Source organism: Pseudomonas sp. NFACC04-2 (assembly GCF_900119265.1).
Taxonomy (GTDB): Bacteria; Pseudomonadota; Gammaproteobacteria; order Pseudomonadales; family Pseudomonadaceae; genus Aquipseudomonas; species Aquipseudomonas fluorescens_AA.
On the sequence record NZ_FPJC01000002.1, the window covers coordinates 359,813 to 386,772 of the forward strand.

23 protein-coding genes are annotated in these 26,960 nt (G+C 63.3%); 17 read left to right on the forward strand and 6 right to left on the reverse strand.

The window, feature by feature from the left end:
* The first annotated feature begins 128 nt into the window (after nt 1-128).
* From glcD to BT125_RS03870, 5 genes are all read left to right on the forward strand, one after another.
* Nucleotides 129-1,628 (forward strand): glycolate oxidase subunit GlcD, encoded by a 1,500-nt coding sequence (glcD, locus tag BT125_RS03850; RefSeq protein WP_072405243.1) that lies wholly within the window; start codon nt 129-131, stop codon nt 1,626-1,628.
* The gene (glcE, locus tag BT125_RS03855) at nt 1,628-2,686 is read left to right on the forward strand and encodes a glycolate oxidase subunit GlcE (RefSeq protein ID WP_072405244.1); all 1,059 of its coding nucleotides are present in this window, start codon (nt 1,628-1,630) and stop codon (nt 2,684-2,686) included. The genes glcD and glcE overlap by 1 nt, the downstream gene beginning before the upstream one ends.
* Before the next feature lies 1 nt (nt 2,687).
* A complete protein-coding gene (gene glcF, locus BT125_RS03860; RefSeq protein WP_072405245.1) occupies nt 2,688-3,908 on the forward strand; it encodes a glycolate oxidase subunit GlcF in 1,221 nt (406 codons plus the stop codon).
* A gap of 88 nt (nt 3,909-3,996) precedes the next feature.
* A complete protein-coding gene (locus BT125_RS03865) occupies nt 3,997-5,373 on the forward strand; it encodes a 2-oxoadipate dioxygenase/decarboxylase HglS (protein ID WP_072405246.1) in 1,377 nt (458 codons plus the stop codon).
* A gap of 297 nt (nt 5,374-5,670) precedes the next feature.
* Complete coding sequence (locus tag BT125_RS03870; RefSeq protein ID WP_072405247.1) at nt 5,671-6,189, forward strand: Hcp family type VI secretion system effector; 519 nt, start codon at nt 5,671-5,673, stop codon at nt 6,187-6,189.
* 456 nt (nt 6,190-6,645) lie between these two features.
* Here the strand turns inward: BT125_RS03870 and BT125_RS29405 are convergent, their stop codons facing one another.
* The 6 genes from BT125_RS29405 to BT125_RS03895 all read right to left on the reverse strand — a co-directional run bounded on the left by BT125_RS29405 (nt 6,646) and on the right by BT125_RS03895 (nt 13,206).
* The gene (locus tag BT125_RS29405) at nt 6,646-6,819 is read right to left on the reverse strand and encodes a hypothetical protein (protein WP_170866801.1); all 174 of its coding nucleotides are present in this window, start codon (nt 6,817-6,819) and stop codon (nt 6,646-6,648) included.
* A gap of 26 nt (nt 6,820-6,845) precedes the next feature.
* On the reverse strand, nt 6,846-7,088 hold the full coding sequence (locus BT125_RS03875; protein ID WP_072405248.1) for a hypothetical protein: 243 nt from the start codon (nt 7,086-7,088) through the stop codon (nt 6,846-6,848).
* A gap of 65 nt (nt 7,089-7,153) precedes the next feature.
* On the reverse strand, nt 7,154-8,224 hold the full coding sequence (locus tag BT125_RS03880) for a lipocalin-like domain-containing protein (protein WP_072405249.1): 1,071 nt from the start codon (nt 8,222-8,224) through the stop codon (nt 7,154-7,156).
* A complete protein-coding gene (locus BT125_RS03885; protein ID WP_083564442.1) occupies nt 8,214-10,682 on the reverse strand; it encodes an ABC transporter permease in 2,469 nt (822 codons plus the stop codon). The genes BT125_RS03880 and BT125_RS03885 overlap by 11 nt, the downstream gene beginning before the upstream one ends.
* Nucleotides 10,682-11,350, reverse strand: a complete 669-nt coding sequence (locus tag BT125_RS03890; protein ID WP_072405251.1) for an ABC transporter ATP-binding protein — start codon at nt 11,348-11,350, stop codon at nt 10,682-10,684. The genes BT125_RS03885 and BT125_RS03890 overlap by 1 nt, the downstream gene beginning before the upstream one ends.
* A gap of 158 nt (nt 11,351-11,508) precedes the next feature.
* Nucleotides 11,509-13,206: a sulfatase-like hydrolase/transferase gene (locus BT125_RS03895; protein WP_072405252.1), complete on the reverse strand. Its 1,698-nt coding sequence runs from the start codon at nt 13,204-13,206 to the stop codon at nt 11,509-11,511.
* A 376-nt stretch (nt 13,207-13,582) separates the two neighbouring features.
* Here BT125_RS03895 and BT125_RS03900 point away from each other — a divergent pair, with 376 nt between their 5' ends.
* From BT125_RS03900 to BT125_RS03955, 12 genes are read left to right on the forward strand one after another with little or no spacing between them, the layout of a single operon-like run.
* Complete coding sequence (locus BT125_RS03900; protein ID WP_072405253.1) at nt 13,583-14,947, forward strand: UDP-glucose dehydrogenase family protein; 1,365 nt, start codon at nt 13,583-13,585, stop codon at nt 14,945-14,947.
* A complete protein-coding gene (locus tag BT125_RS03905) occupies nt 14,944-15,999 on the forward strand; it encodes an NAD-dependent epimerase (RefSeq protein ID WP_072405254.1) in 1,056 nt (351 codons plus the stop codon). Before BT125_RS03900 ends, BT125_RS03905 begins: the two co-directional genes overlap by 4 nt.
* Nucleotides 15,996-16,742 carry a sugar transferase gene (locus tag BT125_RS03910; RefSeq protein WP_072405255.1) on the forward strand — a complete coding sequence of 249 codons (747 nt, stop codon included), beginning with the start codon at nt 15,996-15,998 and terminating at the stop codon, nt 16,740-16,742. The genes BT125_RS03905 and BT125_RS03910 overlap by 4 nt, the downstream gene beginning before the upstream one ends.
* Complete coding sequence (locus BT125_RS03915; protein ID WP_072405256.1) at nt 16,743-17,387, forward strand: CpsD/CapB family tyrosine-protein kinase; 645 nt, start codon at nt 16,743-16,745, stop codon at nt 17,385-17,387. It abuts the gene before it with no gap.
* A gap of 20 nt (nt 17,388-17,407) precedes the next feature.
* A complete protein-coding gene (locus BT125_RS03920; RefSeq protein ID WP_072405257.1) occupies nt 17,408-18,466 on the forward strand; it encodes a polysaccharide biosynthesis/export family protein in 1,059 nt (352 codons plus the stop codon).
* A 2-nt stretch (nt 18,467-18,468) separates the two neighbouring features.
* Nucleotides 18,469-20,061, forward strand: coding sequence for a GumC family protein (locus BT125_RS03925; protein WP_072405258.1), 1,593 nt, complete (start codon nt 18,469-18,471; stop codon nt 20,059-20,061).
* Nucleotides 20,058-21,161 (forward strand): glycosyltransferase family 4 protein, encoded by a 1,104-nt coding sequence (locus BT125_RS03930; protein ID WP_072405259.1) that lies wholly within the window; start codon nt 20,058-20,060, stop codon nt 21,159-21,161. Before BT125_RS03925 ends, BT125_RS03930 begins: the two co-directional genes overlap by 4 nt.
* Nucleotides 21,158-22,528 (forward strand): O-antigen ligase family protein, encoded by a 1,371-nt coding sequence (locus BT125_RS03935; protein WP_072405260.1) that lies wholly within the window; start codon nt 21,158-21,160, stop codon nt 22,526-22,528. The genes BT125_RS03930 and BT125_RS03935 overlap by 4 nt, the downstream gene beginning before the upstream one ends.
* A complete protein-coding gene (locus BT125_RS03940) occupies nt 22,525-23,484 on the forward strand; it encodes a glycosyltransferase (protein WP_072405261.1) in 960 nt (319 codons plus the stop codon). Before BT125_RS03935 ends, BT125_RS03940 begins: the two co-directional genes overlap by 4 nt.
* The gene (locus BT125_RS03945) at nt 23,477-24,613 is read left to right on the forward strand and encodes a glycosyltransferase family 2 protein (RefSeq protein WP_072405262.1); all 1,137 of its coding nucleotides are present in this window, start codon (nt 23,477-23,479) and stop codon (nt 24,611-24,613) included. Before BT125_RS03940 ends, BT125_RS03945 begins: the two co-directional genes overlap by 8 nt.
* 12 nt (nt 24,614-24,625) lie before the next feature.
* Nucleotides 24,626-25,630 carry a polysaccharide deacetylase family protein gene (locus BT125_RS03950; RefSeq protein ID WP_072405263.1) on the forward strand — a complete coding sequence of 335 codons (1,005 nt, stop codon included), beginning with the start codon at nt 24,626-24,628 and terminating at the stop codon, nt 25,628-25,630.
* Nucleotides 25,627-26,931, forward strand: a complete 1,305-nt coding sequence (locus BT125_RS03955; protein ID WP_072405264.1) for a lipopolysaccharide biosynthesis protein — start codon at nt 25,627-25,629, stop codon at nt 26,929-26,931. Before BT125_RS03950 ends, BT125_RS03955 begins: the two co-directional genes overlap by 4 nt.
* Nucleotides 26,932-26,960: the final 29 nt, after the last annotated feature.

The window sequence follows — 26,960 nt, forward strand, 5'->3', positions numbered from 1 at the left end:
ACAACATGAACCCAAGGTGGGAGCGAGCTTGCTCGCGATAGCCGCGACACCTAGGCAAGCTGACCCACCGCCATCGCGAGCAAGCTCGCTCCCACAAGGATTCGCGGCGACTGAGGGGTATCGATTTCATGAACATCCTCTACGACGAACATCTCGACGGCTCCTTGCCGAAGGTGGACAAACAGGCCCTGCTGCAAGCCTTCCAGGCACAGATTCCCGACCTGGACATCCTGCACCAGGAGGAAGACCTCAAGCCCTACGAGTGTGATGGTTTGTCGGCCTATCGCACCACGCCCCTGCTGGTGGTCTTGCCCAGGCGAGTCGAGCAGGTGCAAGCGCTGCTCAAGCTCTGCCATGAACAGAACGTACCGGTGGTCGCCAGGGGCGCCGGGACCGGTCTGTCCGGCGGTGCCCTGCCCCTGGCCAGTGGCGTGTTGCTGGTGATGGCGAGATTCAATCAGATTCTGCACATCGACCCCGACGCCCGTACCGCACGGCTTCAGCCGGGTGTGCGCAACCTGGCGATCTCCCAGGCCGCAGCGCCGTTCGGGCTGTATTACGCACCAGACCCTTCGTCCCAGATCGCCTGTTCCATTGGTGGCAATGTCGCGGAAAATGCCGGCGGCGTGCACTGCCTCAAGTACGGCCTGACGGTGCACAACCTGTTGAGGCTGGAAATCCTCACCGTCGAAGGCGAACGCCTGACCCTGGGCAGCGAAGCCCTGGATTCGCCGGGCCTGGACCTGCTGGCACTGTTCACCGGCTCCGAAGGCTTGCTCGGGGTGATCACCGAAGTGACGGTCAAGCTGTTGCCCCGGCCCCAGGTCGCCAAGGTGCTGCTGGCCAGTTTCGATTCGGTGGACAAGGCCGGGCGGGCGGTGGCCGACATCATCGCCGCCGGCATCATTCCCGGTGGCCTGGAAATGATGGACAACCTGGCGATCCGCGCCGCCGAGGACTTCATCCACGCCGGCTATCCGGTGGACGCCGAAGCGATCCTGCTGTGCGAACTGGACGGGGTCGAGGCCGATGTCCATGACGACTGCGAACGGGTCCGTCAGGTGTTGGAGCAGGCCGGGGCCACCGAGGTGCGCCAGGCGCGGGACGAGGCCGAGCGGCTGCGGTTCTGGGCCGGGCGCAAGAACGCCTTCCCGGCGGTGGGGCGCCTGGCGCCGGATTATTACTGCATGGACGGCACCATCCCACGACGCGCCCTGCCCGAGGTGCTGCAACGCATCGCCAGTCTGGGCGCCGAGTATGGCCTGCGAGTCGCCAATGTGTTTCACGCCGGCGACGGCAACATGCACCCACTGATCCTGTTCGATGCCAACCAACCCGGCGAACTGGAGCGCGCCGAAACCCTGGGTGGGAAAATCCTCGAACTGTGTGTCCAGGTAGGCGGCAGCATCACCGGCGAGCACGGAGTTGGCCGGGAAAAAATCAATCAGATGTGCACACAGTTCAACAGCGACGAACTGAACCTGTTCCACGCGGTAAAAGCGGCGTTCGATCCCCAGGGCCTGCTCAACCCCGGCAAGAACATCCCGACCTTGCACCGCTGCGCCGAGTTCGGTGCCATGCACATTCATGGCGGGCAGTTGCCGTTTCCCGAACTGGAGCGTTTCTGATGAGCCACGAAGCCGACCAGGACGCCAGCGACCTGTTGCTCGAACAGGTCAATCGCGCACGGGCCAACGCCACGCCGTTGCGCATCCAGGGTTCGAACAGCAAGGCGTTCCTGGGGCGGGAAGTGGCCGGCGAAGTGCTGGACACTCGCGTGCACCGTGGCATCGTCCATTACGACCCCACCGAGCTGGTCATCACGGCGCGGGCCGGCACGCCGCTGCGGGAACTGCTCGCCGCCCTGGAGGCCGCCGGGCAACGCCTGCCCTGCGAACCGCCGGCGTTCGGCGACGACGCCACGGTCGGCGGCATGGTCGCCGCCGGACTGTCGGGGCCACGTCGCCCCTGGGCGGGTTCGGTGCGTGACTTCGTCCTGGGTACGCGCCTGATCAGCGGCCACGGCACATTGCTGCGTTTCGGCGGCGAGGTGATGAAGAATGTCGCCGGCTATGATCTCTCGCGCCTGCTGGCCAGCAGTTTCGGCTGCCTGGGAGTGATCACCGAAGTGTCCTTGAAGGTCCTGCCCAAGCCCCGTCACAGCCTGAGCATCCGCCTGGAACTGGGCAGCGCCGAAGCCTTGGAGACGCTCGCCGAATGGGGCCGCCAGCCCCTGCCCATCAGCGCCGCCAGCCATGACGGCGACTGCCTGCACCTGCGCCTGGAGGGGGGCGAAGGCTCGGTCAGTGCCGCTCATCAACGTTTTGGTGGCGAGGTGATCGACGATCGATACTGGACGGCACTGAATGAACATCGGTTGGCATTTTTCGACGAAGGCTTGCCGTTGTGGCGCCTGTCATTGCCCCACCACACCGGCCCCCTCACCCTGCCCGGCGCTCAACTGATCGATTGGGGTGGCGCGCAGCGCTGGTTGAAAACCGAGGCCGGCACGGTGCAAACCCTGGCCCATGAAGTGGGCGGCCATGCCACCTGCTATCGTCAGGGTGCCAGCGACACACCGTTCCAGCCACTGGCCCCGACGCTGCTGCGCTACCACCGGCAACTCAAGGCCCAGCTCGATCCCCTGGGACTGTTCAACCCTGGTCGAATGTACCTGGAGCTCTAGCATGCAGACTCGGTTCAGTGAGGAAAGCAAAAACCTGCCCCGCGCCGAAGAAGCCGAACGGATCCTGCGCAGTTGCGTGCATTGCGGCTTCTGCAATGCCACCTGCCCCACCTACCAATTGCTCGGCGATGAACTGGACGGCCCGCGAGGCCGCATCTACCTGATCAAGCAAGTGCTCGAAGGCCAGCCGGCGACAGCCAGCACCCAGTTGCACCTGGATCGCTGCCTGTCGTGTCGTAACTGCGAGACCACCTGCCCGTCCGGCGTGGATTACCACAACCTGCTGGATATCGGCCGGGCGGTGGTCGACCAAGCCGTACCGCGCCCCACCGGCCAACGCGCACTGCGCCTGGGGTTGCGCAGCCTGGCCGTCAGTCCCGAACGGTTCAAGGCCCTGCTGCGCCTTGGGGCGGTCTTCCGTCCGTTGCTGCCGACGAACCTGAGCGCCAAGTTGCCCCGCCCCGCTCCATCCCACAGCGACCGCCCACCCCTGCGCCATGGGCGCAGGGTATTGATGCTCGAAGGCTGCGTGCAACCAGGCCTGTCGCCCAACACCAACACCTCGGCAGCGCGAGTGCTGGATCGACTCGGCATCAGCGTGATCCCTTGTGTGCAGGCCGGCTGCTGCGGTGCGCTGGATTATCACCTCGATGCCCAGGCCACCGGACTGGACCGCGCCCGACAGAACATCGACGCCTGGTGGCCGCACCTGGAGCACGGCGCCGAAGCCATTGTCCAGACCGCCAGCGGTTGCGGTGCCTTCATCAAGGACTACGGGCACCTGCTGGAGCATGACCCGGCCTATGCCGCCAAGGCCAAGCAGGTAAGCGAACGAGCGCTGGACCTGGTGCAAGTGCTCGGCAACGAACCGCTGGAGCAGATCTGCGCGGCCAGGAACCAGCGCATCGCCGTCCATTGCCCGTGCACCTTGCAGCACGCGCAGAAACTCGGCGGCCGCATCGAAGCGCTGTTGACGCGGCTGGGTTTCAACCTCACCGAGGTGCCCGACGGCCATTTGTGTTGCGGTTCGGCCGGCACCTATTCGCTGACCCAGCCGGCCTTGGCGCGGCAGTTGCGCGACAACCGCCTCAATGCCCTGGAAAGCGGCCAACCGGAGATGATCGTCACGGCCAACATCGGCTGCCAGAACCACCTCGACGGGGCCGGTCGCACGCCCGTGCGGCACTGGATCGAGCTGGTGGATCAGTCCCTGGCAGAATGAAGTCCTGAAGATTCTTCGTTTGCCGGGGCCGGCGAAGGCTGCGATCTTTCGTTCAACTTTCCCACAGCCCTCGCCAGGAACTCTCACGATGAGCTTCGTCAGCCCCGACCTGATCCGCCAACGCTTCTCCAGAGCGATGTCCGACATGTACCGCGACGAGGTACCGCTGTATGGCGCCCTGATGAACCTGGTGGAACACACCAACGCCCAGGTGCTGGCCGAACAGCCGCAGCTGGCTGCACACCTGCGCAGCACCGGCGAGTTCAAGCGCCTGGACCTGGAACGCCACGGTGCGATCCGCGTCGGTACCGCCGCCGAGCTGGCGACCCTGGGGCGTCTGTTCGCGGTCATGGGCATGCAGCCGGTGGGCTATTACGACCTCACGCCCGCCGGAGTGCCGGTGCATTCCACAGCGTTTCGCGCCGTGCATGAAAGCGCGTTGCAGGTGAGTCCGTTCCGAGTGTTTACCTCGCTGCTGCGACTGGAACTGATCGAGAATGCCGAACTGCGGGCCTTTGCCGAGTCGGTGTTGGCCCAACGGCAGATCTTCACCCCCGGCGCCCTGGAGCTCATTGACCTGGCCGAGCGCCAAGGTGGCCTGACGCAAGCCCAGGCCGAGGACTTTGTCCTGCAGGCCCTGGAAACTTTTCGCTGGCATCACAGCGCCACCGTCACCGCCGAACAGTACCGGCAGCTGAGCGCCCAGCATCGCCTGATCGCCGACGTGGTGGCGTTCAAGGGCCCGCATATCAATCACCTGACGCCGCGCACCCTGGACATCGACATCGTCCAGGCACGGATGCCCGTGCATGGCATTACTCCCAAGGCCGTGATCGAAGGTCCACCCCGTCGCCAATGCCCGATCCTGCTGCGCCAGACCAGTTTCAAGGCACTCGACGAACCCGTCGCCTTCACCGACCAACCACAGGCCCAAGGCAGCCACAGCGCCCGCTTCGGCGAAATCGAACAACGCGGCGCCGCGCTCACGCCCAAGGGCCGCGCGCTCTACGACCAATTGCTGAACGCCGCACGCGATGCGCTGGGAGCGTTTCCCAACGAAGCCAACGCCGAACGCTACAACACGTTGATGGCCGAACATTTTGTCGCATTCCCGGACAACCACGATGAGTTGCGCCAACAGGCATTGGCGTATTTCCGTTATTTCCCGACGCCCAAGGGCCTCGCCGCCAAGGGCACCCTTGAGCCAGCAGCGTCCCTGGAACACTTGCTCGAACAGCAATACCTGCGCGCCGAGCCCTTGGTGTACGAAGACTTCCTGCCGGTCAGCGCCGCCGGCATCTTCCAGTCGAACCTCGGCGATGCCGCCCAGAGCCATTATGCCGGGCAGTCCAACCGCCAGGCCTTCGAAGCGGCGCTGGGGCGAGCGACCATTGATGAGCTCGGGCTGTACGCCCAGACGCAACAGCGCTCTATCGACGAGTCCAGGGCTGCGTTGGGCGTGTAAGAACAAGCCGAAGGATAAAACGGCAAGAAGTTGCCTGACAGGCGCGCAGCGGCGCGCCTTCCTCGGTGATTCTGCCCGGGTGGAGCGACATCCGGGTGGCTCGCGAATATCTGCAATGCACCGAGCAAGCGTTAGTGCGCTTTGTTGCCCAACAGAAAGGAATATTCGCCTCAGCTAAAATCAACTTATTGATATTTATGGTTTTTTTGAATTTGGCATAGCGCTTGATAACCGTCAGGCCACCTCGGGACGATTTCCGTCCCAGGCCCTATCGTTATCCAGGAAGGAGAGCATTCCTTGGCTACCCCCGCGTACATGTCCGTTACAGGCACCAAACAAGGTCTGATCACTGCCGGTGCGTTTACCGCCGACTCAGTGGGCAACACCTACCAAGAAGGTCACGAAGACCAGGTCATGGTGCAGGCTTTCGAGCATCAAGTGACCATCCCTCGCGATCCTCAGTCCGGTCAACCCACCGGCCAGCGCATACACAAACCCCTGATCATCACCAAGGTGTTCGACAAAGCTTCGCCACTGATGCTGGCCGCCCTGACGAGCGGCGAACGCCTGACCGAAGTCAAGATCCAGTGGTACCGCACTTCGGCCGCCGGGACTCAGGAGCACTACTACACCACGACACTGGAGGACGCGATCATCGTCGATATCAAGGACTACATGCCCAACTGCCAGGACCCGGAGAACACACATTTCACCCATTTGGAAGACGTGCACTTCACGTATCGCAAGATCACCTGGACCCATGAAGTCAGCGGCACCTCGGGTTCCGATGACTGGCGTGCACCGGCCGCCGGTTGAAATCGGAGGCAGCCGTTCACGCATCGGCCAGCAGTGGGACGATGTGCACTCAAATAATTGAAAGTTATTGATTCCGGACGGTGTTCGCCCAGTGCGACGGCCTCGGCAATCCATGCACTGGTAAAGAGCCTGACACTGGGCGAACAGACACAATAATAATGGAACTTTCAGAGTATGTCCGCGAGGCTGTTTAAATAATTGTTTATTATTGAAACTATGCCGGTTGTGTAGGAGCTGAATAGGAGCTGTCGCGCGCAACGAGGCTGCGATCTTTCATCTTTCGCTTGGGACTCAAGTGTTTGGGGAAAGACCGCAGCCTCGTTGCGCTCGACAGCTCCTACACGCATAGCTGTACAAACAGTTATACAAAACATGGGCAGGCGTAAAAGCTATCCGCACAGAAAAATTTAAGTGGCATTACAAAACTATTTTTAATACCGGCGGGCGTTAAGTACTTCAGCCACGCCGTCCGGTTTTTTGCGCATCGGTGTCCCCCGCTTCAGGGTCACCGTGTTGCTGTTTGCGCTTGGCCGGGTCATTGGGTCGCAAGGCATCGTTATCGCGTTCCACCTCGCCGGGCAATGCTGGCGCGTCCGGGTTAGGTGGGGTTCGATCGGGGTTGTGCTTCATGGCGAACTCCTTGGATCTTTCGGGATTCAGGCATCGGGGTCGGCGACTTCTTCAGCGACATTGGCATCGGGAGAGCGCTGGTGCAGTTGCTCGGCCTGGTTCTTCAAATCCTGCCAACGCGCCAGATCGATGGCGCCCCGGCCGAACAGGTCATCGGCCACCCGCATCAGCTCGGTGAAGTGGGCGTCGGGGGACTGCTGCCAGTAGGCCTTGTCTTCGAATAACTGCTGCCAGTCGGCCAGCGACGGAAGTTTGAGGTCATCGCTCATGGCGGGCTCCTGCAAGACATTCATCAGTTATGAGGGTCGACGTTCGCGGGGAGTTCCGGCGATTCTCAGTAGCCGGTCATTTCCAGGTAACCCGTGCCGCCCTGGTTACCACTGAGTCGTACCGGGCCTTCCCAATAGGGAATGCGCAGGTCCATCCAAGCGTTGGGATTGAGTGCCTGGGTGATGACGTCGAGTTGCTTGCCGGGAATCTTGATGGCCCAGCGTACCGGCATCGAACGCCCGGCGACCTTGGCAGTGTCCAATGGCACCAGGCTGATCTCCCCGGCATGCAGGGTTTGCGCCCGTCCCTGGGCATCGATCCAGGTGCCTGTGAGGTAAGGCGCGCCATCCTTGTGGCGCATGCGATAGAGCATCAGGTGCTCGCCATTGTCCAGGTGCAGGGAGAACCAGTCCCAGCCAGTCTGGTTGGCGGTCAGGGGCTGGCTGCTCCATTCGCGGTCGAGCCAAGCCGGACCGCTGACCGTGAAACGCTGACCGTCGATTTCCAATTCACCGCTGGCCTGGAAAAACGGTTGGCTGTAGTAGTACGACGCCTGCCCCTGTTCGGATTTCTGGCTGAAACCTTGATCGCCCTGCAGCACCAACGGGCGGCTCGACGTCAGCCGCAACGCATAGCTGAAGCGTCGGTCGTGCGCCTTCAATTGCATGTCCGCCAACGGCTCGGCCACAGCAGCCTGGCTGGTGAATTGCCAGTCGTCGATCCAGGCATCGAAAGGCACCGCCTTCACCCCGGCCTGCCCCACTCCGCCTCGGGCATAACGCTCGGCGGCATGGTGCACGGTGGCGGAAGTGACCGCCGCATGGCCGAGCCAGATCGTCTGGTTGCGCCAACCGCTGGCCTGGGGCACGGCATCCAAGGCGCTGCGAAACAGCGTCCATTGCACACCGAAATCCCGACCCTGGGCATCCTTGAGATTGGCAGTGACGTACCACCACTCGATACGGAAACCGTCATGAATGCCGTGGTCGGCCGGAAAACTGAACGCCCGCCCAGGCACGACGGGCGTGAACGCGACAGCCTGGTCGCCGAGGCCGGCAAAGCCCTTTTGTGGCGGCGCTGAGTCGTCACAACCGCTGAGCAACACCAGCAGCAACACGCCAATGTTAATCTTCATGGGCAAAGGTCCTCAGCAAATCCGCCGGCTGCGTACGGTACAACGCATACAGCGGCCAGGCCGATGCCAGGAGCGTGGCGAGCATCGCCAGGCCCAGCAACTGCACCAATTGCAACGGGAACACCCGCAACGGCAGGCGCCAGCCGAAGGCCTGCACATTGATCACCGCGTCCAGGCACCAGGCCAGGGCAATCCCCAACGGCAAGGCCAGGACCAGGGTCAGCAGCGCCAGCAACCAGGTCTGACCGAGGTTGAGCAACATCAATTGCCGACGCGTCACCCCCAGCGCCCACAGCGGCGCCAACTGGCCGAGACGACTCTGGCTCTGAGTCAGCAGGCTGATGAACAACGCCACCCCTGCCACCGCCAGGGTCAGGCTGTTAAGGGCGGCGGTGGCGGCGAAGGTGCGCTCGAACACCTGGGTCGACCAGCCCTTGAGTCGGGCCTGGTCGACGATGCGGCTGTCATCCAGGCTGAACCGGCCCTGCAACGCGGTCAGTAGCGCCGGGATCGCGGGCGGTTCGATGCGTAGGTTGAAACGGTTCGGCGTCAGCTGCGGCCAGTGCGCCAGCAAATGATCGGCATTGACCAGCACGTGGCCCTTGGGATTGCCGTAGTCGGCGTAGATACCGACGATGCGCAGTGCCCAGGGTCCCTGTGGCGTCGGCAGGGTCAACTGATCGCCGATCCTCACCTTGAGGCGCCGGGCCAGTTGTTCGCTGAGCATGAGGGTGTCGGCGACGGCCAGCTGCTCCCACGGCTTGTCTGCGGCCGATTCCAGTAGCGGCCAATGCTCGCGATAGTGCGGGTGATCGATGATGCCATGGATGTCCGTCGGCCAGCCCTGCAACGGGATCGAGACTTGCCAGAGGGGAACGACGGCAGTAATCGCCGGTTGTTGCTTGAGCCAGGTGTGCAGTTGCTCCGCCTGGGCCGGGGTTTGCGGGTTGATGTACAACTCGGCGGTCAGCCGTTGTTCGAGCCAGTTACTGAAGGTCTGGCGGAAACCGGCGGTCATGCTGCCGGCGCCGATGTTCGCCGCCATTGCCAGCAGCAAAGCCATCAGCGCCAGGCTCAGGGTCGGCAATTGCTGGCGGCAATCGGCGAGAAACCATTGCCCGAGCACCGAGCGGTTGCGGCGCAGCAGCTGCTTCAGCGCACTGCTGAGCAACACCGGCAAGGCCAGCGCCGCACCCAGCAACAGGGCGGTCATCAGGACAAAACCGCTGGCCAGGCTGTCGCCCCAGACCAACGCCGAGGCGGCAATCAACGCCGCCCCTGTCGCCACCCAACCCTGGCGTCGCAGCCAGCGCCCATGGGCCTGGTGCCAGGCCTGGGGATTGGCCAGTGCCAGCAAGGGCAAACGCGCCGCCCGCAACAGGCTGTCGGCCCCGGCCAGCAACGCGCCGAGCAGGCTCAGGCCGACACCGCTGAGCCACCACCCCAGGCTGAGGTTCAAATGCCCGGCCACTTCGGCACCGTACAACCCCCGCAGGCTCGCCGCGACATCGGGCAACAACAGGCCCGCCAGCCAGTAGCCGCTGAGTACCCCGGCGATCCCGCCCAGCAAGGCCAGCGCGCCCAGCTCAAGCGCCAGACTGGTGACCAGCACCCGCGCACTGACGCCACAGGCCCGCAGAGTCCGCAGCAGGCTGCGGCGCTGTTCGAGGGCCAGGCCGATGGCCGCGTGAACGATGAACAGCCCCACCACGAACGATAAAAACCCCAAGGCGTCGAGGTTCAGGTGAAAACTTTCGGTCAGGCGCGACAGGTTGTTTTCTTCATCGGCACGCGTCAATTGCAGCCGATCGCTGAAGGCCTCCGGCAGCGCGGCGTTGAACGTGATAGGCAACAACAACCTCGACAGCTGGTCCGGCAACCCGAGTACCGCTTGGGCAAAACCGATGTCCATCAACAGCACGCCCGGCGCCATGTCCACTTGGACATGCAGCGGCGGTAACGGTTGCCCATCGACTGTACGAGGCCGGTCGCCCTCACCCAGCCCCAAGGCCTGCAAGGTCTGCGGGGCGATCCAAGTGCGACCGGGGTCGGTAAAAAACTCGACCACCTCGCTCATGTCCCGCGCCTGCCCCGCCAGTGCCGCGCCGGGTGGCAGCGACACCGGGTCGATGCCCATCAGTTGCAGGCGCTGATCCTCGTGCCCCTTGAGCAGCACCCGGGCCTGCAATACCGGCGACACTGGCCAGCCCTGGCGCCGCAAATCGACAAACCATTGCTGAGGGAAGGTGCCGCCACCGGGGGCATTGAGGCTGGCCTGGGGTTGGCCGCCGATCAACTGGCTGGCCCGGGCGTAGCTGTCCCGGGCCTGACTGTTCAGCGCTTGCACGCCGGTAAGCAGGCTGGTGGCGAGCCAGAGGCCGGTCAGCACGCTGAAGAATTGCACCGGGTGTTGGCGCCAATGGCTGAGCAGGGCCTTGAGGGTCTGACGAAAGATCATCACCCCTGGGCCACCTGCGCCAACCGTCCGCCGTGCAACACCACGCGTTGGGCCAGGCGCGCCGCCACCCGGGGGCTGTGGGTCACCATCAGCAGACTGATGGGGCTGCCCTCCAGCAGTTCAAACAACAGTTGCAGCACTTCGTCGCTGGTGGCTTCGTCGAGGCTGCCGGTGGGTTCGTCGGCCAGCAACAAGGGCGGCCGCGAGGCCAGCGCCCGCCCCAGCGCCACCCGCTGTTGCTGGCCGCCGGAAAGCTGTTCAGGGTAACGCCGCAGCAACGCTGCAAGTCCGAGCCGCTGCACCAGATGGGCTTGCCAGGCCGCGTCATAGCGGCCGCACAGGCGCGCCTGGAACGCCAGGTTGTCTTCCACCGACAAGCTGCTGATGAGGTTGAACTGCTGGAACACCAGGCCGATTTCCGTGCGTCGCCAGTTCGCTAGCTGGCTTTCGCTCATGCCGTCGAGCCGATATTCGCCACTGCGGATGCTGCCGCGATCCACCTTGTCCAGCCCGGCGACCAGGTGCAGCAAGGTGCTCTTGCCACTGCCGGACTCCCCCATCAGCGCCAGACTGCTGCCGGGCGTCAGGGTCAGGTCGACGCCCTGCAGCACCGGCAACGGGCCTTGGGGCGTGGGGTAGCTTTTATAGACATCGCGGACTTCAAGCATGAACAGGCTCGATGAATGAACGTGAGGCTCAGGATAGCGGAATTAGCCGCAATGCCGGCCCAGGCGAGAGCTCGCGAAAGCGGCGTCATTCGATGAAGATGTTGGATGTGCCGGCCTCATACGAGCAAGCCCACTCCCAAAGAGCTCAGCGTATAGAGTCAATGCCCCACCGCCATTTCAACCTGGCCGGAATGCGGGGTCACGATGTTGTTCAGGTCGATATGTTTCCACGCCGGTTTCGCCCCCAGCCGCGCGTTGAAGCGGTAGTTGAAGGTGAAGTCGTCATCGGTCGGCTGACTCAGGGATTTTCCATAGGCCGATTCGACCCCGACCGGGTCGTAGCCCATCAACTGCAACAGCGTCGGGAAGATGTTGTAGTGGCTGGAGCGGTCCTTGTTCCGAGCCCAGGCGTCGCGCCAATCGAGGGTCTGCAATGAGCGGCCCTGGATCACCACCAACGGCACCAAGCCTTCTTCGGCCACCGGGTCGCCGCCGCAGTGGGTGTTAAGCCCGGGATTGCCGCGCTCGTGCAGATCCTGGCCGTGGTCGGAGGTGTAGATCAACACGGCATGGCTCAAATCGGCCCGCTGGAAGACTCGCTTGAAGAACTCGCCGACATTCCACAGCAGGGTGTTCTGGTAGGCATTGCGGTACAGCAGCCAGTCATCTTGCTGGCCATTGAACCCGTCGCGTCTGCCGGTGTCGGCCACTTCCTGGAACTGCCCGCGCGGCAAGGCCGGGCGGTAGTTCATGAAGTCGTCGGGGTATTTGTCGTGCACTGGAAAATGCGCCCCCACCTTGTTGATCACCACCAGTTCGGCCTGGTGGTCGCCCAACAGCTCGATCAACTTCGCCGCCGCCGCCATGTCGCGGTCGCGCACGCTGATCTGATCGAATTGGACGAATTCGTCGATGTCCTGTTTTTCCAGGTCGGTCATCAGATTCTGCAGATTGCCGCCAGTGCGCTGGGCATCGATGTAGACGGTGCGCAAGCCGGCCTGCTTGGCGTACTGCCAGATCGACGGCCGAGTGCTGTTGATGCGCATGTAGTCGGCGCGAGTACCGCCGTAGCGCAAGGTGACATTGGTGTCGGCGCTGCAGTTGGCGATGGAAGCCGCGTAGCCGAAATTGAAAATATCCACACCCTCGGGCGGTGTCTTCAGACCGCTGTGCACGCCAAATGGCGTGTTGATATCCAGGTAATTTCCGCCAATGCTTTCATCGATGATCAACACGATGTCCTGCTCGATCAAAGACGATCGCCGCGTCAGAGTGACCGGTTCCCGGGGACCGATGGTGCTGTGCAAGGACTCATAGGCGAAGAGATTCAAATAGGCCAACGGCGTGTACATCACCGGCAGGCCCCGCGCACCCTCGCCCGCCCGCACGAACAACACGCCACTGAGCAACACCACGCCCAGCACGGGCGCGAGCACCGGCAGATAACCGGGCACTCGCAACGCCCGCCGAGGCTTGAGGGCGATGCCGAACAACAGCAACAAGCCGCCGATCACCGCGTTGATGATCACCTCGCGATACTGATAGGCCGCTTCCTGGATGAACCCTCCGGAGTACACCAGCGAGACGAACTGGCTGTAGGTCAGGTAACTGTCCGTGACCTGGGTGTACACCTCGAAAAAAACAGCTGAAACAAACAGCGCCAAGGCAAACACATGCCTGACCATCGTCAGGCGTATGTAGGCGCACATCCACAGCGCCATCACCAACAGCACGAACATGGCGCCGAACAGCAAGGTTGCCAAGCCCAGGCCCAACGCATCGAGACGGTCGAGGTAATAGGCGTACCCCTTGAGCAGGTACAAAAACAGCAGCAACTCCTTGAGGTAGCGGGCCATGTTTTCCTCGACCGGATCGCGGTGTCTAAAGCACTTCGTTCCTGCACGTTAGCAGCCGATTTTCAAAGCGCAAGAAATGCCTCCCCTCACCCAAGCGTCAAAAAAAAGTTACCCCAAAAACGACACGAAAATAGGTAACAAAATATAAAAATCTATGGATAACGACCGTTTATCGCTTTGTTAAACGCTCTACACCCCCAGTAAAACAGCCACTTTGCTAGATCAGTCAATGACTTGATATCAAAAGGCCCGACTTCACTTGAATTGCCAACACTGACAACTGTCATTTTGCTGACACGCTTTTCTGAAGCTGCGCTATACCCCTCTAAACAGTTTCATCCGAGTTACATCATTCGGTCTGCGAGGCGCGCCAAAAATGGACGTGAGCGTATTTGGTACGGGGTATGTCGGGTTGATTCAGGCGGCCGCAATGGCCGACGTCGGACACCGCGTTTTGTGCATCGACATCGACCCGAACAAGATCCGGCAACTGCAACAAGCCGTACCCACCATCAGCGAGCCGGGGTTGTCCAATCTGCTCGAAGACAACATCAAGGCCGGACGCTTGTCGTTCAGTTCCCAGGCCAGCGACGCGGTCAATCACGGCGAGCTTATTTTCATCGCCGTCGGCACCCCCGCCGATGAAGACGGCTCGGCCGACCTGAGCCATGTGCTGGCCGTCACCCGGCAGATCGCCGACTTCATGGACAGCGACCGCACCCTGGTCATCAAGTCCACGGTGCCGGTGGGCACCGCCGATAAGGTGGCCGAATGCGCCCGCCAGGCGTTGGCCCGGCGCGGCCTGAAACAGCTGAACGTGCGCGTGGTGTCCAACCCCGAATTTCTCAAGGAAGGCAGCGCCCTGGCCGATTGCATGCGGCCGGACCGGATCATTGTCGGCACCGCCGACCCGGTGGCCCGCGACCAGATGACGGAGCTCTACGCGCCCTTTTGCCGCAACCACGAAAAACTGATGTTCATGGACAACCGCAGCGCCGAACTGACCAAGTACGCTGCCAATGCCATGCTCGCCACCCGCATCAGCTTCATGAACGAACTGGCCAACCTCACCGAACGGCTGGGCGCCGACATAGAAGCGGTACGCAAGGGCATCGGCTCGGACCCGCGCATCGGTTATCACTTCATCTACCCCGGCTGCGGTTTTGGCGGTTCGTGCTTTCCCAAGGACCTGCGGGCCCTGCTGCACACCGCCGAACAAAGCGGCATGCCGCTGCGCCTGCTGCGCAGCGTCACCGACGTCAACGACAGCCAGCGGCACATCCTCTTCGAGAAACTGGCGAAGCAATTCCCGGATGGCCTGGCCGGCAAATCGATTGCCATCTGGGGCCTGGCGTTCAAGCCCAACACCGATGACATGCGCGAAGCCCCCAGCCGCTACCTGATGGAAGCGCTGTGGCGCGAAGGCGCCCGGGTCCAGGCCTATGACCCGGAAGCCATGTCCGAATGCCGTCGCCTCTACGGCTATCGCAAGGACCTGAACCTCTGCGCGACCCGCGATGACACCCTGGAAGACGCCGACGCCCTGGTGATCTGCACCGAGTGGAAGAACTTTCGCGTGGTGGATTTCGACCTGCTGGCCAGCAAGTTGCGCGCCCGGGTGATCATCGATGGCCGCAACCTGTACAACCCCGAACACCTGGCCGCAGCCGGGCTGCTGTATCGCGGTATCGGGCTGCGCCACACCGTGCCCGGCACTCCGGCACCAGGGCCACAGGCGTGAACATCCTGGTCACCGGCGCAGCCGGTTTCATCGGCGCCCATGTCGTGTTGCGGCTGCTGCGCGACGGCCATCGGGTGTGCGGCCTGGACAACTTCAACGACTACTACGACCCGCAGCTCAAGCACGACCGCGTGGCCTGGGTGAACGACCAGGTCGGCACCTTCCCCTTGGCGCGGCTCGATCTGGCCGACGCAACGGCCATCGACGAATGGTTCCAGGCCCGGCGCCCGGACGTGGTGATTCACCTCGCGGCCCAAGCCGGCGTGCGCTACTCCCTGGAAAACCCGCAGGCCTATGTCGACAGCAACATCACCGGCTTCCTGAACATCCTGGAAAACTGCCGCCGGTATCCGGTCAAACACCTGATCTACGCCTCCTCAAGCTCGGTATACGGCGCCAATCCGCGCACGCCTTATTCAGTGCAGGACAACGTCGATCATCCGCTGTCGCTGTACGCGGCCAGCAAAAAATCCAATGAACTGATGGCCCACAGTTACAGCCACCTGTTCGGTATTCCCTGCACCGGCTTGCGGTTCTTTACGGTATACGGCCCTTGGGGCCGGCCGGACATGTCGCCGATCCAGTTTGCCCGCGCCATCACCGAAGACCGTGTGCTGCAGCTGTTCAACCACGGCGAGCACCAGCGGGATTTCACCTACATCGACGACATCGTCGAAAGCATCGCCCGCCTGATCGACCATGCGCCCCAGGTCACACCCTTGCTGGATCACGAACAACCGGGCCCGGCCACCAGCCGCGCGCCCTGGCGGATCTACAACATCGGCGGGCAACACCCGGTGGCGCTGCGCACCTATGTGGCGCTGCTGGAAAAACACCTGGGACGCACCGCCCGCGTCGAACTGCTGCCCCTGCAAGCGGGCGATGTGCTCAACACCTGCGCCGACGCCAGCGACCTGGCGCGGGCCACCGGCTTCAAGCCGGGCATCGAACTGGACGACGGCCTGGGCCGCTTCATCCAGTGGTTCCTCGAGTATTACCCACTGCCTGCCCACGCGCCGCTTGCGGCCCAATCTCAGCGGAGGAGTCTATGACCCGACATGAGCAAATCATTGCGATCAATGCCCCCGGGCGCGATAAACGTGTCGATCCCGAGCACCGCAGGCGCCTGGACGCGGCCATTCACCGCCAAGGCCGTGGTTGGTTGACCGGTCGCGACGGCGGCCGGCCCTGGACGGTCTCGCGCACCAATCGGGTGGTGGCCGGCCTCGGCGCACTGGCGATCCTGGTGGTGTTCTGCCCGCTGTTGCTGGGCCTGGCACTGTTGGTCAAGCTTTCCAGCCCGGGCCCGGTGCTGTTCATACAGAAACGCACCGGCTATCGCGGCCGGGTATTCGGCATGTACAAATTCCGCACCATGGTCGCCGACGCCGAAGCCCTCAAGGAATCGCTGCGCCACCTCAACAAACACGGCGCCGATGCCATCGATTTCAAGATCGACAACGACCCGCGCATCACGCCCATCGGCCGGTTCCTGCGCCGCAGCAGCCTCGACGAACTGCCGAACCTGATCAACGTAGTGACCGGCGACATGCGCCTGGTGGGCCCGCGGCCGACCTCGTTCAACGCCTATCGCTACAAGGACAACCATCTTGTGCGCCTGAGCATCTACCCCGGCATGACCGGCCTGTGGCAGATCTCCGGGCGCAGCAATATCGACTTCGACCAGCGCGTGGAATTGGACCTCAGCTATATCGCTGAACAAAGCCTGTGGCTGGACTTGAAGATCCTGATGCTTACCCCCTTCAAAGTTTTCAGCGGCCACGGAGCGAGTTAAATGGACGGTTCAACGAATATCCTGACCATAGCCAGCCCGAGCGAGACCAACCTGACCTCGACCGTGCTCGACCCTTCCCTGCGGACCCTGCTCTTGACGTCCGCCAACACCGGCACCGGTACCAGCACCAGCGCCATGGCACTGGCCGCTCAGCTAGCGCAGATGAGCAACGGTCGCGTCTTGCTGGTGGATGCCAGCCAGTCACCGCGCAACCTCAGCCAGCAACTGGCGTTGCACAAGGAGCGCGGCTTCACCGACCTGTTGTTCAACAGCCTCGCCCCGCCCCTGTTGCAGGACTGCGTGGTGCAGGCGTCCAGCCTGCCCTTCGACGTGCTGCCCCACGGTCGCCTGGGCCGCAATGCCGAGCGCTTGAGCCCCGAGCGCCTGCGCCCGCTGTTCAGGCAATTGGCGACGCAGTACCGCTTTGTGGTGATCGACGCCGACGCGGTGTATTCGGTCAGCGACACGCTGGTGCTCAGCACCCAGGTGGATGGCGTGGTGCTGGTGGTGCGCGGTGAAGACACCCGCTGGGAAGTGGCCCAGGCCGCCCGCCAGCGTCTGTCCCAAGCGGGCGCGAAAGTGGTCGGCAGCGTGTTCAACCGCCGCAAGTACTACATGCCCAAGTGGCTCTACAACAACCTGTAAGCCTGCAAAAGGATGACGAGATGAACGCCAGAATGCTTGTCCTGCTGTTGCTGCCGCTTGCCGGTTGCTCCAGCACCAGCGATACCCGCTCGATGCCGGTGCAGATACTCACGGCCGCACCGGCCAACGCCCAGGCCACCGACATGCCCAAGGTCGAACAGACCCTGCGGCCCCAGGACGTACTGGATGTGATCTTTCACATCAGCACCACCGGGCCCCAGGCCTATCGGGTGCAGGCGGGCGACCAGGTGGCGCTGAACTTCACCGCCGCCAGCCAGCTCAACGGCACGCAACAGGTGATGCCCGACGGCAGCATCGAACTGCCGGGGGCCAACACCTCGGTGAAAGTCGCCGGCCTGACCACCGACGAAGCCCGCCTGGCGGTCCAGCGTGCCTATGACCAGAAAAGTTTGTTCCAGCCCAACCGCAATCAGTTGACGGTGCTGGTGACCAGCCCGCTGTCCAGCGAGACGAACCTCAGGAACACCTTGACCCACCCGGGTACCGGCATGAGCCGGGAAATCACCGTGGGCCGGGATGGCTACGCGAGCTTCCCGGAAATCGGCTCCGTGCCCCTGCAGGGCATGACCGTCACACAGCTGGAAACGTTCCTCAACGAGCGATACGCCCAACTGCCCGGGCGCATGACCGTTGACGTGCTGCTCAAATCCACCGCCGGCAACGAGATCTATGTTCTCGGTGAGGTGGCACAGCCTGGTTCCTACCCGATCCGCCGGCCAATCTCCGTCCTCGAGGCCCTGACCCTGGCCCGTGGCACCAACGTCAAGGCCCGGCTCGACTCGGTGGTGATCATGCGCCGCAACGGCAACCAGGTCGAAGCCCGCCACTATGACGTGGAAAAAGCCCTGAGCGGTGACGCCTCGCAGATCGCCTATCTGCAGCCGGAAGACATGCTGTACGTGCCCAAGACCGGCCTGGCCAAAGCCGGTGAAATGGCGCGGCAACTGGCCGACGTGGTGCTGTTCCAGGGCGTTGGCGTCAGCTTGGGCTACCGCCTCGATAGCAAAGGCGACAACAGCAGCAGATCCAGTACCGACACTTCTGCAGCAGGTAATTGATCATGAATCCCAAGGAAAATTATTTGCACGAGTTCTTCAGGATCTTCTTCGCCAACAAGCAGTGGGTGAAGCGCGTCTTCCTGATCTTCGCCGTGATCGCCCTGGTGTTGCCGTTGATGCTCAAACAGAGCTTCGACATCACCGCCCAGGTGATCGTCCAGTCGAAAAAACTCTCCCAGGGCGACGCCACCACGTCGCTGAACCAGGAAAACGCCACCTTCATCCCGCCGTCCCTGGCGGACATGGAAACCGAGAGCAATATCCTGCGCTCACCGGCGTTGATCAGGCAGACCATCAGCGCTCTGCGCGACCAGGGCGACTACACCCCAAGCCCGGGCATTCTCAACAAATGGGTGAGCGAGCCGCTCAAGAAGTACATCACCCAGCCCCTGCGCGAGTACGTCATCAACCCGCTGCGCGATGGCCTGGGCCTGGAGGTCGATCCGGTGCGCGACACCGTGCTCGATACGCTGACCGACGAGGCCATCGAAAACCTGAAGATCGAGACCCTGCCCGGCTCCAACGTCATTTCCATCGTCTACAGTTTCGGCGACCCGGCCCAGGGCACCCGCTTCGTGGCGCAATTGCTGCAGAACTACCTCAGCAACCGCCAGGACCTGCAATCGATCGAACTGCCGCAGACCTTCTACGAGCAGAAGAAAGCCCAATACCAGACCCGCCTCGACGGCCTGGAAGGCACCCGGCTGGGGCTGTTGGAAAACATCGGTTCGTCCGATCCCAAGGAAGAAATCACCTTCCGCCTGAACGCCATCAACACCGAAGAACAGGCCCTGAACCTGTATCAGGATCGCCTGCTGCAAAGCCAACGCTGGCTCGATTACCTCAAGACCAGCCTGGCGGCGGCGAACAGCTCCCGGTTCAACGACTACACCTTCCCGTTCACCTTCACCACTACCGTGGACAACATTGCCTTCGAGGACCGGGAGATCAAACAACTGGGCGAGCAACTGACCAGCCAGGTCAGCCGCTACATGAATGACCTGGCGATCTTCCAGCCCAGCAGCGAACCGATGCTGCTGGCCCGGGAACAGATCGTCCGCACGCGCCAGCAGTTCCTGAAAGTGGTCAACAACCGGATCCAGGAACGCACCACCGATCTGGCAGTGGTCAGTTCGGTGATCAATCAGAAAGTCGAACGCATCGCCGCCTTCAAGGAGCGCATCCATCAGTTGCAGGAAACCCAAAGCAAGCTGCGGCAGATGGACACCGAAATCAATGCCTTGCACGCGGCCTTCTCCACCTACGCCCAGCGCTTCGCCGAAGCCAGCACCGCGCGCTCGCTGGACAACGATCTGTCCAACGCCCGGGTCCTGAGCCCGCCGTTCGAACCGACCGCCGCGGCCTTTCCCAAGCCGATGCTGATCATTGTCTTCGGCATGTTCAGCGGCCTGCTGCTGGCGATCGCCCTGGTCTATGTGCGTGAGTTCTTCGATCACCGCTTCAAGCACCCAGCGCAAATCACCCGGCAATTGGATGTGCCGGTGCTGCTGGTGATCAACGAACAGTCCCCCGAGCAGGTCAATCCGCACCGCAACTGGAGCCTGCCCAGCCTTGTCCATTGGGTGCGAAATTGAACGCGCCGTTCGACCCGCCCCGCCACAGCGGCCCCCTGTCGATCATTCATCTGCTCGACAGCGGTGGCTTCTATGGGGCCGAGCGGATGCTGCTCGATCATTGCCTGGCAACGCCCGGACAGCATCAGGTGCTGTTCCTGGCGGCGCCGCCGACGTTGATCACGCGTTTTCGCCAGGCCGGGGTCGATTGCCGTCACTGCGCCAGTTGGGCCGAGCTGTTGCAGCACCTGCGCCAGCGCCGGGACGAGCGACCGCTGATCAACACGCACAACTTCAAGGGGCTGTTGTTCGGCTGGTCGGCGGCCACGCTGCTGCGCCTGCCGTTGGTGATCACCCAGCATGGCTTCACGCCGCGCAGCCCCAAGCAGCGTTTCTACACCTGGCTGAGCCTGCAACTGTGCCGCACCGCCTCGGTCAAGCGAGTGGTCTGCGTGGCCGAAAGCATCGCCACGCTGCACCGCCGGGCCAGCGTACGAGCGGAGAAACTCGACGTGATCCCCAACGGCCTGCCAGCGGCCAGCACACCACTGGCCCACCGTACCGACCAGCAACGCTGGCGGGTCGGCTACGTCGGCCGACTGAGCAGCGAGAAAGGCCCGGACCTGTTCCTGGACGCCATGATCCCCCTGTGCCAGCGGCATTCGTCGCTGCACGCGGTGATGCTCGGCGACGGCCCGGAACGCCAGACGCTGCTCAAACGCATCACCGACGCCGGGCTGCCCACGCGCATCGAATTACCCGGCTACCAGACCGACATGAACGCCTGGTGGAGTCGCCTCGACGCGCTGGTGATCAGCTCGCGCACCGAAGGCACGCCGATGATTCTGCTCGAAGCCATGCAGGCCGGCGTGCCAGTGGTGGCGTTCGGTGTCGGCGGCATTCCCGACGTGTTGCAGGACCGCCATAACGGCCTGCTCGCGGCACCGGCCGACAGTGCGGACCTGGCGGCGCAGATCGAAACGCTGTTCAGCGAACCGCCCTTGGCGCGGATCCTCGCCGACAACGCACGCCGCACCCAACAGGATCGCTACGACCTGCGCACGCTGGCCGAACGCTGGTCGCAGCTTTACATCCGCACGGCACGGGAGGCTCGCTCATGATTGTCCCACTCTCGATCATCAGCCTGCTGGGCCTGGTGTGCCTGGCGTTGCTGGCCAGCCCTTATCCGTTCCTCGCCCCGGGCGCGGTGCTCGGCCTGGTCGGCGTCGCCGTGCTGTACCGCAAGCCCGGCTGGGGTTTGCTGGGCATTGCCGCGCTGGTGCCATTCGAAGGCCTGTTCAAGGACAGCGCGTTTTCCGGCAGCAAGTTCTTTGGCCTGGCGCTGATCCTGATCTTGATGCTGCAACTGGCCCTGCACCAGATTCCCGCGACACGCTTGCGCAGCAATATCTGGAAGCCTCTGATCGGCTTCATGGTGCTGTATGGCCTGAGCCTGTTGCTCTCGGAAAACATGGACCTGTCCCTGACCCACCTGCGAGAGCTGACGGTGGGGCTAATTCTATTCGTGATCACCCTGCTGATCGGTCGCGAACTGAATCTGGACCTGTTCGCCCGCCTGATGACGGTGAGCGTTTCCACCACGTGCGTGCTCGCGATGTTCTCGGCCCAGTATCAGGATCAGGGCCGCGCATCCGGCCTGCTGGAAGACCCCAACGTCTTTGCCCTGTTGATTGCGTTCACCGTACCGCTGGCCTTGTGGCTGGTACTGCGCAGTCCGAACCTGTTGCACCGATTGTTCTGGAGTGCGGGGTTCATTCTATTGCTCGGCGGCATGACCAAGACCGAGTCGCGCTCCGGACTGGTGGTGCTGTTGCTCAGCTTGGTGATCGGCTTGTACCACTATCGTGCGCAGCTGCCGCGCATCCGTCCGCGGCACCTGGGCTTCGCCATGCTTGGGCTGGCATTGTTGATTCCCCTGGCGGTCGCGGTGATGCCCGCCGGCTACGTGGCACGCATCCAGTCGTTGAGCATCCTCAGCGCCGGCGTCAATGCTCACAAGGACGAATCCCTGGGCCGCCGCGCCTCGTACATCCTGGTCGGCAGCCAGATGATCCGCGAGAACCCGATACTCGGGTCTGGGCCTGGAACCTTTCCCCTGCACTACGCCCCCACCGGCTATGCCAAGGCGTTCTCGGCCAACCGCAAGCTGGGGGACCTGTATCGCCGGGCCCATAACACCTACCTGGAAATCTTCAGCGAAATCGGCGTGCCGGGCGGGCTGATGTTCGTCGGCATGCTTGGCCTTGGCCTGTACAACCTGCTGCACGCCCGTCGGCTCTGGCTGCAGCGCCGCGACTGGGCACAGGCGGACCTGCTGACGCACCTGGGCATGAGTTTCCTGTCGCTGGGACTGTTCCTGATGTTTCTCAGTGCGCCAAACCACAAGTTGCTGTGGATCATGCTCGCCCTCACCAGCGTGTTGCGCTACGACGCCGAACAGGCCACGGCACAGGAGGCTCATCCATGAGTGGCGTCAGTATTGTGATCCCGATGTACAACGAGGCCCGACACATCGGCCGCACCCTGCAGGCGGCCCAGGAAGCAGCCCGCCAGGCGCAGTTGGAATGCGAGTTGATCGTGGTGGACAACGGCTCCGACGACCACGGCCCGCGCATTGCCAACGAGCTGGGCGCGCGAGTGCTGATCGTACCCGGCGTGCACATCGGCGCCCTGCGCAATCGCGGCGCCGCCGTCGCCAGGGGTGAATGGCTGGCGTTCATCGACGCCGACATCGAGATGCCGCCGGACTGGCTCAAGCTGTTGCTGGAACTCGAAGGCCACCAGGGCGATGTACTGGGCCTGGACCTGGACACGCCCCGGCAGGCACCGTGGTTCGCCGAAGCCTGGCAGCGCCGCAGTCAACGTTCGGGGTCACGCCTCTTGCATCGGGTGCAGTGGCTGCCCAGCGCCAACCTGTTGATGCGCCGCAGTTGGTTCGAACGGGTCGGCGGCTTCGACGAAACCCTGCGCACCGGTGAAGACAAGGATTTTTCCCTGCGCCTGCGCCAGGCCGAGGCGCAGTTGCTGTTGGTCAACGAAAGCGTGGCCCTGCACTGGGGCTACGAAGGCAGTTGGCGCGAGTGGATGAGCAAGGAGCTGTGGCGCCAGGGCAGTCATCTGCAATTGCTGCGCAGCCATGGCCCGAGCCTGCGCCTGCTGCGCTTCCCGGCCCTGTCCGTCGGCGCTTGGTGCTTGGACCTGCTGGCCTTGCTCGCGGTGTTCCAGGGGCAGTTGCACCTGGCGCTGATGCTGTTGCTGGTCACTGCGCTGCCCCCTCTGCTGCTGAGCCTGCGCCAGAGTCGGCGCGACCCGTGCCTGACCCTGCAATTGTGGGCTTTGCATGGGGTGCGCCTGCACCTGACCGGCGCCGCCTTGCTGCTCAACCTGTGTCATTGGAACGTCAGGAGACCTGCCCGTGGCTGAGTTCATTTATTGGTCGTGCCTGCTGCTGCCGGTGTACGCGTACCTCGGTTATCCCTTGATGCTGAGCCTGCTGGCGCCGCTGTTTCCGCTGCGGCACTACGGCAAGGCGCTGCCGATGGACGTGAGTATCGTCATTGCCGCCCACAACGAAGCGCGGCACATCGAGGCGAAGTTGCGGACCTTGCTGGCCCAGGACTATCGGGCCCATTCACTGCAAATCATCCTCGCCAGCGACGGCTCCACCGACGATACGGTGGTGTGCGCACGCAGAGTGATCGACCCGCGCATCACCGTGCTCGACCTGCCGCGCCAGGGCAAGGCCGCCGCCCTCAACACCGGTGTCGCCCACAGCCGCGGCGAGATCTTGGTGTTCACCGACGCCGACAACCAATGGGCCGTCGATACCCTCGGCCACCTGCTGGCGCCGCTGGGCGATCCGGAAGTCGGCGCCTGTGCCGGGCACATGGAAATCCCGGTGCCGGGCAAAGGCCTGAGCCTGGGCGACAGCCTGTATCGCCATTACGAAGGCTGGTTGCGGCGGGTGGAGAGCCGCACCGGTTGCATGGTCTCGGCCGACGGTGCCCTGCTGGCTTTGCGTCGGGCGCTGTTCCAGCCGATCCCGGCCCAGGTCAACGATGACTTTTTCCTCAGCACCTGCGCGCCGGCCGCTGGCAAGTCCATCGTCTACGTGCCAAGCGCCCGGGTGACCGACCAGGGCGTGGACGAAGCCGATAAACAGTTTCGCCGGCGCCAGCGGGTCACCGTTGGCGGGTTGCAAAGCCTGGCCCAGCGCCGGGAGCTGCTCAACCCGTTGCGTCATGGCCTCTATGCCATCGGACTGATCAGCCACAAGTTGATCCGCCGCCTGGCGCCGGTGTTGCTGTTGCCCCTATTGCTGAGCAATGCCTGGCTGTGGAACGACCATCCGTTCTATCGCCTGAGCCTGGTGGCGCAGTTGCTCGGCTACGCCATGGCACTGATCGGGTTGATGGACGCCGGCCACCGTTTGCCCCGGCCCTTTCGCCTGGCGGCGTTCGTGTTGGTGACACTGGCGGGTATGAGTATCGGGCTCTGGCAGTTCCTGCGGGGTCATCGCTACAGCCAATGGAACCCCGAGCAGAATCGCTAAGGAGAAGAGCCGATGTCGATCAAACAAGTCTTCAAGCGCACCGGCGGCTGGCTGTACCTGAACACGTCCCTGGGTCGCCACCCCCTGCGTGGCGCCGGCGTGATCCTGATGCTGCATCGTGTCCTGAACAACGACCGCGCCGCCGAATTGCCCCATCGCAACGAGCTGTGCGTGGGACCCGATGCGTTTGAACATTTGCTGATCTGGCTGCTACGGCATTTCGAGTGTGTGCCGCTGATGAGCTTGTTGCTGGCCGATCCTGAAAGCGTCCCGAACCGTCCGCGGGTGGCCCTGACCTTTGACGACGGCTGGCGCGACAACGCCATGAATGCCTTTCCTCTGCTGCGCCAATACCAGGTGCCGGCGAGCATTTTCCTGTCCACCGATTTCATCGGCAGTCGCCAGCACTTCTGGTGGGAGAGCATCGGCGAGACCCTTTGGGGTAGCCATGGCCAGGTGGCCCGGCATTCGTTGATCGAGCACTTGCAGCACGCCGGCCGCCCGTTGCCGGTGCTGCTCGATGATATCGACGACGAGCGTCGCAGCCTGGCGTTGCTGCATTACCTGCAAAGCCTCAAGAGCCTCGATCCACACACCTTGAGCGAACTCACCGACGCCTGCCCGCAGGGTTCCCAACCCCAGGCCCTGGACTGGTCCCAGGTGCGCATGCTCGAAGATTCCGGCCTGATCCGCTTCGGTCCCCATGGTGCCAGCCACGCGATTCTGACCGGGCTGGACGACCAGCGCCTGCACGAAGAACTGACGCGCAGTTGGACCGCCCTGGAAAACGGCTGCGCCCAGCCCTTGCCGGTGTATTGCTACCCCAACGGCGATCACGATGCCCGCGTGCGCCAACAGGTGGCGGCCCACGGTTTTAGCTTCGCCCTGGGCACCGAGGCGGGGCTGTATCGCCCCGACGGCGATCCGTTGAACTTGCCGCGCTTCGGCGTCAGTCAGCGCAATGCCCAACATCCTGAATTGCTAGCCTGGCGCATTCGCCGAGGGACACGCCCATGAGCCGTGCTCATTACCTCAAGCATCTGGCTCTGAGCATGGGCACGCGCCTGGCGATGATCGGCCTGCGTCTGCTGCGCAATGTCCTGCTGGCACGGATTCTCGGGCCCAGCGAACGCGGGTTGTTTGCTTTGCTCAGCACCCTGCCGGACCTGATCAGCGCCGCCACCAGCGGCGGCCTGAATTCCGCCGTGGGCTATCAGGCGGCGCAGCAGCGCTCGATGGGTCTTTTGCTCAGCCAGGTGCTGGTCTTCGGTTGCCTGTTGGCCGGGCTGCTGACCGTGCTGGTGGTGGCACTGGTGCGCGAGTTCGGCGGTGAACTGGACATCACTACACAACTGGGATTGCTCGCCTGGCTGCTGTTGCTGGCCGTGCCGCTGACCGTGCTCAAGAGTGGCCTGCTGACGCTGCACAACGCCTCCGGTGGCGTGGGCGCCTTCAATGCCTTGCGCCTGCTGGAATCCCTGGCGCCCCTGCTGTTGTTTATTGCGCTGTTCTGGCTGTGGAAAGACGCAGCCCTGGAAGCGGCGCTGATCAGTTGGCTGGCGGGCCTGAGCCTGGTGGTGCTGGCCGGTTGGGTCTGGCTGCGCCGGGATCAGGACATCACCCTGCAATGGGACCGCGCCGGCCAGAACGAGCTGCTGCGCTACGGCGCCCGCAGCCACCCGGACCTGTTGTTCCAACAAGTGATACTGCGCTCGGACTACCTGTTCATCGGCGCCCTGTTGGGCAGCACGGCCGTGGGTCACTACGCCATGGCCAGCGCCGCCGCCGAACTGCTGCTGATCGTGCCGGAAGCTGTCACCACGCCACTGATGAAACGCCTGCTGCAACAAGACAGTGACATGCAGCGCTTGACCCCCCTGGCGCTGCGCCTGACCGCCACGGTGATGCTCGGCGCTTGCCTGAGCATGGCGTTGATCGGCGAATGGCTGATCGTCACCCTGTTCGGTGTCGCTTACCAACCGGCTTACCCCGCCTTGCTGGCATTGCTACCAGGCCTGTTCGGGCTGTGCTACGCGAGCATCCTGCGCCTGGATCTGCTGGGCAAGGACCGACCCGGCACGGTGTCGTTGCTGATGGGCCTGGGCGCGCTGTTGAACCTGGCGTTGAACCTGATCCTGATCCCCCGCTACGGCATCGTCGGCGCTGCCGCCGCGTCGTCAATCGCCTACCTGGGCGTGACCCTGGCGCTGCTGGCGATGTACTGCCGCCTCAGTGGCGTGGCGCTGTGGCAGACCCTGATCATCCTGCCCAGCGATTTGCTGCCGATGCGCCAGATGCTGCTGGGGAAATCGGCATGAGCATCGCTGTCCGCCAAACCGCCATCGCG